The sequence below is a fragment of the Streptomyces sp. NPDC048411 genome (assembly GCF_040704695.1).
In the GTDB taxonomy this organism is placed as follows: domain Bacteria; phylum Actinomycetota; class Actinomycetes; order Streptomycetales; family Streptomycetaceae; genus Streptomyces.
On record NZ_JBEZKL010000006.1, the window covers coordinates 123,223 to 133,835 of the forward strand.

8 protein-coding genes and 1 pseudogene are annotated in these 10,613 nt (G+C 71.1%); 3 read left to right on the plus strand and 6 right to left on the minus strand.

The annotated features are described in order from the left end of the window. Positions 1 to 325 precede the first annotated feature (325 nt). The gene (locus AB0915_RS04340) at positions 326 to 2,209 is read left to right on the plus strand and encodes an ABC transporter ATP-binding protein (RefSeq protein ID WP_366689629.1); all 1,884 of its coding nucleotides are present in this window, start codon (positions 326 to 328) and stop codon (positions 2,207 to 2,209) included. A gap of 133 nt (positions 2,210 to 2,342) precedes the next feature. Further along, complete coding sequence (locus AB0915_RS04345; RefSeq protein ID WP_366689630.1) at positions 2,343 to 3,620, plus strand: MFS transporter; 1,278 nt, start codon at positions 2,343 to 2,345, stop codon at positions 3,618 to 3,620. A 179-nt stretch (positions 3,621 to 3,799) separates the two neighbouring features. Here the strand turns inward: AB0915_RS04345 and AB0915_RS04350 are convergent, their stop codons facing one another. Continuing rightward, the gene (locus AB0915_RS04350; RefSeq protein WP_366689631.1) at positions 3,800 to 4,600 is read right to left on the minus strand and encodes a VOC family protein; all 801 of its coding nucleotides are present in this window, start codon (positions 4,598 to 4,600) and stop codon (positions 3,800 to 3,802) included. A 117-nt stretch (positions 4,601 to 4,717) separates the two neighbouring features. Further along, entirely contained in the window at positions 4,718 to 6,193 is a 1,476-nt protein-coding gene (locus AB0915_RS04355; RefSeq protein ID WP_366689632.1) for an acyl-CoA synthetase, read from the minus strand. 222 nt (positions 6,194 to 6,415) lie between these two features. Between AB0915_RS04355 and AB0915_RS04360 the strand changes: the two genes are divergently transcribed. Continuing rightward, complete coding sequence (locus AB0915_RS04360; RefSeq protein WP_366689633.1) at positions 6,416 to 6,847, plus strand: Lrp/AsnC family transcriptional regulator; 432 nt, start codon at positions 6,416 to 6,418, stop codon at positions 6,845 to 6,847. Here AB0915_RS04360 and AB0915_RS04365 read toward each other — a convergent pair. The 4 genes and pseudogenes from AB0915_RS04365 to AB0915_RS04380 form a co-directional block, all read right to left on the minus strand. Then, positions 6,825 to 8,345, minus strand: a complete 1,521-nt coding sequence (locus AB0915_RS04365; protein WP_366689642.1) for a GAF domain-containing protein — start codon at positions 8,343 to 8,345, stop codon at positions 6,825 to 6,827. The two genes, AB0915_RS04360 and AB0915_RS04365, sit on opposite strands and share 23 nt — an antisense overlap. Before the next feature lie 93 nt (positions 8,346 to 8,438). Further along, a complete protein-coding gene (locus AB0915_RS04370) occupies positions 8,439 to 9,476 on the minus strand; it encodes a rod shape-determining protein (protein WP_366689634.1) in 1,038 nt (345 codons plus the stop codon). A gap of 148 nt (positions 9,477 to 9,624) precedes the next feature. Further along, entirely contained in the window at positions 9,625 to 10,221 is a 597-nt protein-coding gene (locus tag AB0915_RS04375) for a hypothetical protein (protein ID WP_366689635.1), read from the minus strand. 108 nt (positions 10,222 to 10,329) lie between these two features. Beyond that, positions 10,330 to 10,613 (minus strand): annotated as a pseudogene (locus AB0915_RS04380) (hypothetical protein); the annotation flags it as partial.

Below are 10,613 nucleotides of genomic sequence, written 5' to 3' on the forward strand. Positions count from 1 at the left end.
CGAAGATGAATGCACGTAGCTTCTTCCGTCACGGCGGTGGCGGATACGGCGGTGGCGGATACGGTCGTGGCGGATTCGGTCGTGGCGGATATGGCCGTGGCGGTTTCGGTCGTGGCGGTTTCGGTCGTGGCGGTTTCGGCCGTGGCGGTTTCGGCCGTGGTGGATTCGGTCGCGGCGGCGGGTGGTGCGGCTACTGACCGCACATCCCCCTCATCCCAACTGCTTCGAGGCTGGCTCGCGCTCCGGCGCGGGTCCGCCTCGAAGTGTTGGGGCCTGCATCTATGGCGACGGACCATAGCCCGAGCACCCCTGTGACGTGACGCCCATGAGCCTCCGCAGCTCACCTTGGCATGCAGCCCGCCCTGACGAGCCGACCCAGGACTCGGCGACGGATGTACCGATCCGCACCGATCCCATCAGTATCGCCGTCTCGTTCCGGCGCTTCTGGCCACTGACGCGAGGCGACCGGCGCTGGATCGTCCTGATCTGTCTGTTCGCCGTCATGGCCGCGATCGCCGAAACCGTGACGATCCTGCTCTTTGCCGAACTCACCGACAAGGCCCTGCAGGCAGGTTCCGTCAGCGCCTTCTGGAAGCCTGCCGGTCAATGGTTCGCCGTGGCCGCCCTTGGTGCGGTGGTGGGGTATCTGGGCAGTTCGCTCGCGGCCTGGACCGCTGAACGCTTTGTACTGCGGCTACGGGCCCGGGTCTTCTCGCATCTCCAGACGCTGCCGCCGCACTTCTTCCAGCGCAACCGCCGCGGTGACCTGGTGGAGCGACTGACCGGCGACGTGGAAGCCATCGAGCAGCTCGTGGTCTCCGGCATCGTCGGGGTGGCTTCGGCCCTCTTCAGCACCATCTTCTTCTCCGCCGCCGCCCTGTGGCTGCGGTGGGATCTGGCCCTCGTCACCTTTGTCCTGGTCCCGCTTTTCTTCGTCGTGGCCCGCATGTTCACGGGGCGTCTGCGTGAGGTGTCCCGTCGCGGACGCGCGGCGGACGGTGCCATCACCGCAGTGGTCGAGGAGACGCTGGTCAACGTCGTTCTGACCCAGGCTTACAACAGGCAGCGGGACGAGGAGGAACGGCTCCAGGACAAGGCGCGCAAGCGGCTGAAGGCGGCGGTGTCCGGCGTCCGCCTCACCGCGCTCTACACCGAGGCCGTGGAGATCCTCGAAACGCTCTGCGTCCTGACGATCATCGGTCTGGGGGCATGGGAGATCGCCGCAGGACGGATGACCCTCGGACAGCTCCTGGCCTTCGCCGCCTTCATCGGCTACCTCTACCCGCCGGTGCGCTCGCTGGGCCAGCTCGGTCTGACGGCCACCGCTGCGACTGCCGCTGCCGAGCGGCTGCTGGAGATCCTCGACGCCCGGCCCGCCGTCACCGACCCGGCCGATTCGGTGCCCATGCCCGTCCGCAGCCGTGCATCCGGCAAGGTGGAAGCACGCCGGGTCTCTTTCCGCTACCCCGGCAACAGCGAGCCGGTTCTCCGCGACCTCTCCTTCACCGCGAGCCCCGGGGAGCTGCTGGTCATCACCGGCCCCAGCGGCGCGGGCAAGTCGACCCTGGCGGCCCTGCTGCTGAGGTTCTACGATCCCGACTCCGGCAGCATCCGACTGGACGGCGTGTCCGTGGACCGGATGCCGCTCACCCATCTCCGCCGGAACATCACGCTCCTTCCCCAGGGCACACTTGTCCTGCACGACACCATCGAGGAGAACATCGGCTGCGGACGTCCCGGCGCCACCCACAGTGATGTCGTGGATGCCGCGCGGGCAGCCGACGCCGACGGCTTCATCCGGGCCCTTCCGGACGGCTACGACACCGTCATTTCCCCCGGAACCGCCCGGCTCTCCGGAGGCCAGTTGCAGCGCGTCGCCATTGCCCGCGCCATGGTGCGTGACGCGCCCGTTCTGCTGCTCGACGAGCCCACCACGGGGCTGGACGCCGTGGCCGCTCAGCGCATCCTCGGACCGCTGCGGCGCCTCGCCGAAGGGCGCACCACCATCGTGATCACCCACGATCTGGCCCTGTCCTCGGATGCCGACCGCATTCTGGTGCTGGACGAGGGCCGGCTGGTGGAGTCGGGCACCCATGTGCAACTCCTTGGTCGGAGTGGTCTGTACGCCACGCTGTTCTCCGCCCAGCCCCCGCCGCGGAACGGCGTCGCCCGCCCTCCTGCCGGCCCATCAGAAGTTCCCTGGCAGTGAGCGGCTGAACGGGTGAACGAGTAAGCCCTGGCGCGCTGGTCCGCGCCGGTCCGCGCCGGACGGCAGGCCCCGGCTTCGGCGGCAAGGGCAGCTCCGGGCGAAGGCGGGCGTGGGCCGGTCGTTACCATCCGCTGTGACCGAAACGACCGAAGAACCCGCCCAGCGCCTCCGCATACTCGCCGACCTGACGCCACTGCGGACCTCGCTCGACTACCGCAGGCTCTGGTTCGGGAACACGGTCTCCTGGATCGGGCAGGGGATGACGGCGCTCGCCGTGTCCCTCCAGGTGTACGACATCACCGGATCCGCATTCTCGGTCGGGCTGATCGGAATCTGTTCATTCCTGCCGCTGGTCGTCTTCGGCCTGTACGGCGGTGCCGTCGCGGACACCGTCGACCGTCGCAAGCTGGGGCTGGCCAGCTCCTCCGGTTCGTTCGTGCTCTCCGTCGCCCTGGTCGCCGCCACCGTCGCAGGGGTGGAGCAGGTGGGGTTGCTGTACGCGGTCGTCGCGCTTCAGGCGGTCTGCTTCGCGCTCAACTCACCGGCCCGCAGCTCGATGATCGCCCGGCTGTTGCCGGCCGAGCAGCTGCCCGCCGCCAACGCGCTCAACTCCATGACCAGCACCACCGGTGCACTGGTCGGGCCGATGCTCGGCGGGCTCATCGTCGGCTGGTGGGGGTACCGGGCCGCGTACACCGTCGACGCGGTCACCTTCACCGCCTCGCTGTACGCGATGTGGCGGCTGCCCCCGATGCTTCCCGAACGGGGGGACGGTGCGGGGAAGGGGAGCGGGGAGAAGCGGGCGTCCGTCGCCGACGGGCTGCGTTTCCTGGGAGCGCGGCCCAATCTGCGGATGACCTTCTTCAGCGACCTGTGCGCCATGGTCCTCGCCCATCCGCGGGCCCTCTTCCCGGTCGTCGCCGTGGTCTGGTACGGCGGTGACGCGAAGACCACCGGGCTGCTGGTCGCTGCTCCGGCGCTGGGGGCGCTGCTGGGCGGGGTGTTCTCCGGCTGGCTGGGCCGGATCAGACGGCACGGGCTCGCGGTGATCGTCGCCGTGATGTGCTGGGGGAGCGCCATCGCCGTTTTCGGGCTGACCCGTCAGCTCTGGCTCGGGCTGATCCTGCTGGCGCTCGCCGGGTGCTCGGACACCATCTCGATGGTCTTCCGCAACACCATGCTCCAGGCGGCGGTGCCGGACGAGATGCGGGGGCGGCTGCAGGGCGTGTTCATCGTGGTGGTGGCCGGTGGGCCGCGGCTCGGCGACTTCCTGGCGGGCTCGGTCGCCGACCTGACGTCCCCGGCGGTGGCGGTCACCGGGGGCGGGATCGCATGCGTGGTCGCGGTGTCGCTGCTCGCGCTGAGGTGGCGCGGGTTCACCCGGTACGACGCGCGCGATCCGCAGCCGTGACCGGTCGGACGCCATGCCCTCAAGTGCGGTGCTCGTGGTCCGGAGCAGTGCTCTCGCTTCTGTGTGGGTGTGTGCGGAGCCGAGTGGAGGGGCGGAGACAGCAGCCGGTCGCCGAAAGACAGCGACCGGCTGACTGCGACCGGCTGCCGGCGAGCCGGACGGCCGGACTGTGCCGCCGCTCAGGTGGTCGCGTTGGAGAACTCCGGCATGTCGCCCCCGGTCGTCTTGACGTCGATCACCGAGAACGCCGCACCCTGCGGGTCGCTCAGCGCGGCGAACCGGCCGAAGGGGCTGGTCATCGGCCCGAACCGGAGGATCGCCCCGCGCTCCGTCGCCTTCGCCACCGCCGCGTCGCAGTCCTCGACGGTGAAGTACACGTTGATGTACGGCGGGACCTCGGGCGGGAAGTCGTCCGTCATCTTCATCCGCCCCAAGATCGGGTCGGCGCCCAGGTCGTAGATGGAGAAGTCGATCGCGTCGTCCTTCATCTGCTTCACGTTGTACGGGAAGACGGCGGAGAAGAAGGAGTCCGCCGTCGCGGGCTCCCGGGTGAACACCTCCGACCAGCAGTACGCACCAGGCGTGCCCTTGGCCTCGAACCCCTCGTGCTGCCCCGCCTGCCACACGCCGAACGTCACCCCGCTCGGATCACGGGCCAGCAGCATCGAGCCGAAGTCGCCGACCTGCATCGGGTCCATCAGCACCTCGCCGCCGTTGTCCCGGATCTTCGCGGCGGTGGCGGCGGCATCGGGCGACGCGAAGTACAGGCACCATGCCGACTGGCCCTCCTGGCCGGGCATGGGCGGTACGACGGCGGCCACTGCCTTGCCGTTCGCGTACGCCTGCGTGTAGTTGCCGAATTCCGACGACGCCTCGCTGAAGGTCCAGCCCAGCACGTCACCGTAGAAGCTCTTCGCCCCCTCGAGATCGGTGAACATGGCGTCCGCCCAGCACGGCGTGCCCTCAGGTTCTGCGGCCATCACTCTGCGCTCCTGACTCGATGACTGGTCCCTTTTTTCACGCTAACCAGCCATCCGTCACCCTGCGCGGTGGACTCGCCGTCGGATGCCGCGATCGCCTGCCGCGCCGTCGGCCGCCTACGCGCCGAGGGACCGCTTCATGATCTTGCCCATGTCGTTGCGGGGCAGCGCCTCCAGATAGCGGACCGTGCGCGGCCTCTTGTGCGGGGCGAGCTGAGCCGCCACATGGTCGGCCAGCTCGGCCTCCGTGGGCGGGGCGCCCGGATCGGACGGCACCACCCAGGCGACGATCCGCTCGCCCAGATCCGGGTCCGGCTCCCCGGTGACGGCGGCCTCGCGGACGCCCGGGTGGTCCAGCAGCGCATTCTCGACCTCGCCCGCGCCGATCTTGTAGCCCCCGCTCTTGATCAGGTCGGTCGCCTTGCGGCCGACGATCCGTACACAGCCGTCCGCGTCGAGGGTCGCCATGTCGCCCGTACGGAACCAGCCGTCCTCGGTGAACGCGGCCGCCGTCGCGTCCGGGCGGTTCAGATAGCCGGTGAAGACGTTCGGGCCGCGTACCTGGATCTCGCCCACAGCGCCCTCGGCCGTCGGGTCGGCGAGCGGGGCGCCGTCCTCCTCGACCAGCCGGAGTTCGACGCCGGGCAGGGGTGCGCCGACCGTCCCGGGCCGCGGTTCGCCGTCCGCGCGGACACCGGTGTTCATCAGGGTCTCCGTCATGCCGTACCGCTCGACGACCCAGCGCCCGGTCGCCGCCGCGATCCGCTCGTGGTCGTGGGCGGGCAGCGCAGCCGACCCCGAGACCAGCAGCCGCGCCCCTGCGAGCGCCTTCGCCAGCCCGGCGGCGTCCGTCGCCGAACCGGCGCCGAGGGTCTCGGCCAGCCGGTGGTACATCGTCGGTACGCCGAACAGCATGGTGCCGCCGGACCCCAGCTCCCGGGCCACACCCTCGGCGGAGAACCGCCCCAGATGACGCACCGAACCGCCCCGGCGCAGCGGACCCAGGACGCCGAGGATCAGACCGTGCACATGGAACAGCGGCAGGGCGTGGACGAGGACGTCGTCGCCGGTCCACTGCCAGGCGTCCTCAAGCGCGTCCAGGGAGGCGGCGATCGCCCGGCGCGGCAGGATTGCGCCCTTGGGCGGGCCCGTGGTGCCGGAGGTGTAGACGATCAGGGCGGCGGACTCGGGGGAGGGCTCGGGGAAGCCGGCGCCGCTCGCTACCGTTGCCGACGTGTCGACATCCGTACGGTCCAGCGCGCCCAGCGCGGGCGGGAGCACGTCGCCCGCCCCGGCCAGCACCGCCGACGGGGCGCTGTCGGCGATGATATGGGCCAGTTCCCGCTCGCCCGTCCTCGGATTGAGGGGTACGGCGGGCACCCCGGCCCGCAGCGCCGCCACCACCGCGACCACGGTCTCCGGGGTCGGTGTGGCCCAGACGGCGACCCGCCCGGCGCCCGCGAGCCGCGCGGCGAGGGCGTCCGAGGCCGCGGCCAACTGTGCGTACGTCAGGGTGTGTCCGCCGAACCGGACGGCTTCCCGGGGGGCGGCCGGGCCGGAACCGTCCTGGAGCGCAGGCAGAAGAGGAGTCACCCTTCCGACCCTAACGGCCTCCCCCCACGACAGGGAGTGGGCCCGACGCCCTGTGGGAGACTCCTCGGCGGCCGGAGCGGGGGACTGCTCGACGGCTGTGTCCACCCGGTCGGTCAAGGCCGGACGGCAGCGGTGGGCCCGCCGGCGTACTCCGTGGGGGCACGGGAACCCGGCCTCAGGTCTCCGTAGTCGCAATCCGGCACAAGCTGCGACAATCGCGGTATGGACCGTCTGGACAGGGAAATCCTCAGCGTCCTCCAGGAGGACGCGCGGATCTCGTATCGCGACCTGGGGGTACGGGTCGGCCTCAGCGCCAACGCCGCGGCCGACCGGGTGCGCCGGCTACGCCGGGACGGCGTCATCCGCGGCTTCACCGTGATCATCGACCCGGCCGCCGACACCCGGACGGGCCTGGTGGTCTTCATCGATGTGACGCTGCGTATCGACACGACCAACGAGGTGTTCGAACGCGCGGTGCTCGCGCTGCCCGGCATCACCGAAGTGGTGCATGTGACGGGCGGCCACGACTATCTCGTACGCGCCACGGTCGCCGACACCGCCGCCCTGGACGGACTTCTGCGCAGGCTCAAGCACGAGGCGGGCGTCGCCCACTCCAGCACCCGGGTCGCGCTCAGAGCGGCGCCTGCCAGGTGACGGTCGCCGAGCGCGAGCCGTCCTCGGTGCGCCCGTCGTCGGCAACCAGCAGCCGGACCGCGGACCGTCCGTCCGGAAGCCGCGCCGTCGCATCCACCTCCACCTCTATCGCCGACACCCCGGCCCGCCGGTGCGCCGCCGCCAGGGCGCCCCGCAGCGCCACGAGGAGCTGCTGGTCCACCGGCTCCCGCACCAGGGCGTCCACCGCCCCGGAGAATTGCACCGACGGCTGGAATCCGAGCACGGCGGCCGCGCCCCCGGTCTCCCGCAGCACCCGGCCGCGGAACGTGGAGGGCGCCTCGGTGGGCGGCTGCTGGAGGGCGAAGATCGCGGTCCGCACTTCCTGAATGGTGGAGTCCAGCTCGTCGACGGCCCGGCTGAGCAACTCGTCCGTCTCCGGCGCGACGGCCCGGCGACGGGTCGATTCGAGCATCATTTCCGTCGCGAAGAGCCGCTGGACGACGAGATCGTGCAGATCGCGGGCGATCCGGTCACGGTCCTCGTACACCGCGAGCTGCTCCCTGTTCTGCTGGGCGTCCGCCAGCACCAGGGCGAGCGCCGCCTGCGAGGCGAACTGGGAGGCCAGCAGCCGGTCCACCGCCGTGTACGGCGCGCCGCCGCGCCGCCGGGGCAGAGCGAGGGTGCCGATGAGCTGCCCGCCGCTCTGCAGCGGCAGCATCATGCTGGGACCGAACCGGGACCGTACATGCGTCGTCATCCGCGGATCGGTCGCCGAGTCGTCGACGAAGACCGGCTCACCGCCCAGGAGCTGCGCCAGTACGGGAGAGCCGGGCTCGATGGTGGTGCCGACAATGCTGGCCGGGTCGTCGAGCGTGGACGCGGTGACGATCTCCATGCCGCCGTCCGCGGTCGGCTGGAGTATCACCCCGGCCGAGGCATCGGCGAGGATCCTGGCCCGCTCGGCGACGGTCATCAGCGCGTCGGCCGCGTTCGTGCCACTCAGCAGGGCCGTGGTGACGGCTGCCGCGCCCTCGATCCAGCGCTCCCGCTGCCGGGCCGTCTCGTACAGCCGGGCGTTGCCGATCGCGATCCCGGCCTGTGCGGCGAGGACCTGGATCAGCGCCATGTCCGTATCGGTGAAATGCCCGGTGATCTTCTCTGTGAGATAGAGGTTGCCGAACACCTCGTGGTGCACCCGGATCGGAGCCCCGAGGAAGGAACGCATCGGCGGATGGCCGGGCGGCACACCGCAGGAGCGCGCATCGGCGGTCAGGTCGTCGGAGCGCAACGGCTGCGGATGGTCGATGAGCACGCCGAGCAGCCCCGAGTGCCCGTCCGGGAAGCTGCCGATGCGCTCTCGCTCGGCGTCGGTCAGACCGGAGGTGAACAGCTCGGTGATGGTGCCGGCCTCGGGATCGAGGACGCCGAGCGCTCCGTACCGCGCCCCGGTGAGCGCGGTGGCGGTGTCCACGATCTGGGTGAGCGTGGCCCGCAGTTCGAGATCGGTGCTGACACCGAGCACCGCCTCCAGCAGCATCGGCAGTCCGGGAGGCTCGCCGCTGGAGCGGTCCGCCGCCGGCCTGTCCGCCGCGCCCTGGTCCTCATGCGTCATGCGGCGCCCCTGCGGTCGTCAGGCGGCCAGCGGGTTGAGGACCAACGGCTGGATCTTGCCGTCCAGCATGGCGCCGAGCCCCAGGACGGAGCAGACGTCGGGGCGCTCGGCGATCTGTACCGGCATGCCCGTCGCATCACGCAGCATCTGGTCGAGACCCGGCAGCAGCGCGCTGCCGCCGACCATCACGATTCCGCGGTCCGCGAGATCGGCCACCAGATCGGGCGGGCAGTCGCGCAGCACCTTGCCGACGCCGTCGTGGACCGCGGTCAGCGGGGTCTCGAAGGCCTGCCGCAGGGCGGCGGTGTCGACGTGCACCGAGCGGGCCAGACCGGTCGCCACGTCACGGCCGTGGATCTCGGTCGTCGCGGGACCGTACGGGGTCAGACCGTTGCCGCTGAGCGCCAGCTGCAACGGACGTACCGACTGACTCGGCAGCATCAACTCGTGGTGCTGGCGCAGATGCTGGATCACCGCGTGGTCGATGGCGTCGCCGCCGATCGGGATCCGGGCGGCCGTGACGATCGAACCGAGCGAGAGCACCGCGATCTGCGTGGTCGCCGCCCCGCACACCATGATCATGCTCCCGACCGGCTGCTCGACCGGGAGCCCGCAGCCGACGGCCGCCGCGATCAGCGTATCGACCAGCTCGACCCGCCGGGCGCCGAGCCCGATCAGGGTCTCGACGGCGGCCCGCTGGGCGAGGGGATCGCTGTCGTGCGGGGTGCAGGCGGCTGCCCGCAGCCGCGGCTTGCGGCGCAGCTGGCGGCGGAGCTTCTCGCCGAGCAGATGGCGGAGCATGCGCTGGGCCATCTCGATGTCGATGACGGTTCCGCCGGAGACCGGGCGCGCCACCCGGATGTAGTCGGGGGTGCGGCCCGTCATCTGCTCGGCGAGCGCACCGACGGCGATGAGCGAGCCGGTACGGGTGTTCACTGCGGCGACGCTCGGCTCGTCGACGACGAGCCCGAGCCCCTTGACGTACACCCGGGTGCGGGCGGCCCCGAGGTCGACGGCGACATGGCAACGGCGCAACTGCTCAAGACTGACGGTCACGGCAGGTTCTCCCGAGAGCGCTGATGGGGGTGCCGGCGGCGGCCGGCCCTCTCTGCATCGTGCGCCGTCCGGACGAATCGCGCGCGTTGGGATGAGCCGGAGGGAGTATGGAGCTGACGGGTCGACAGATGCGGGCGGCGCGCCGGAGTCAGCCGGGCAGCAGTCGCTGGAACAGCCCCCAGGTGAATTCGGCTACGTACAGCGCACCCGTCACGGGGTCGGTGATCGCCAGCGCCCAGCGGGTGGGCGCGCTGCCCTCCATCGGGCGGGCCGGGGCGAAGGCACGCGCCACCTCGTCGACGGTGCACGACCAGGGGCGCAGATCCTCGACGGTGCGCAGCTCAGGGCCGGCCGCCCCCGGGGCTCTGACCAGCCATTCGTTCCATACGGCCGCGCCGGGCGCGACCATCACCTCGAACCATAGATCCGGCCAGAGCGGCACCGGCCAGAGCAGAGCATCGCACTCCAGGTCGCCGATCCGGCGGCGTACGGAGGACTCGGGTTCGCCCAGCACCGATCGGTAGCGGCGCAGCGAACCGCGGCCGCGGGGCGCGCGCACCTCCCCCATAGCCTTAAGGGCATGGGAGGTACCCCCTCCCTGCCAGCGGCGGTTCGCCTCCCGCATCTCGGAGAGCGAGGCGTTCAGTTCGTGCCGGGCGTCCTCGACGAGGCCCGGCTGGTGGTCGGCCATCCGGCGGAGCAGGACGAGCTGGAATTCGCGCGGACCGAAGGGGGCGGTGGTCATGGAATCAACGCTTCCACACAGGATCCTCACCTGAGCGGCTTTCTCTGGTGTCCTGTCGGTCCTAATCTGCGGGCGCCATGGATGACTGCCACCAGTGTCAGCGGCATCTCAACGGAGCCTTCGCCTGTGCCGGGTGCGGAACCGTTCCTCACCAGTGTGCGTAAGTGAGTCTTGGACCCACTGTTGCGTACTGGGCGCATCCCGAACGGTGTTGGATGCGCTGGGTTCCCGCTTTCGCGTCCCGCTCGGCGACGGCCCTCCAGGGGGCCGGTCCGTTGTGGGCGGGCGGGTTCCCTCACGCCCCCGGGCGTCCGGTCCGGCCTGGACGGTCCGATGCCCCGCACGATCACTCCGGTCGTGTGGGGGCGGTGCCGTCCGACGCCGGACCGGGT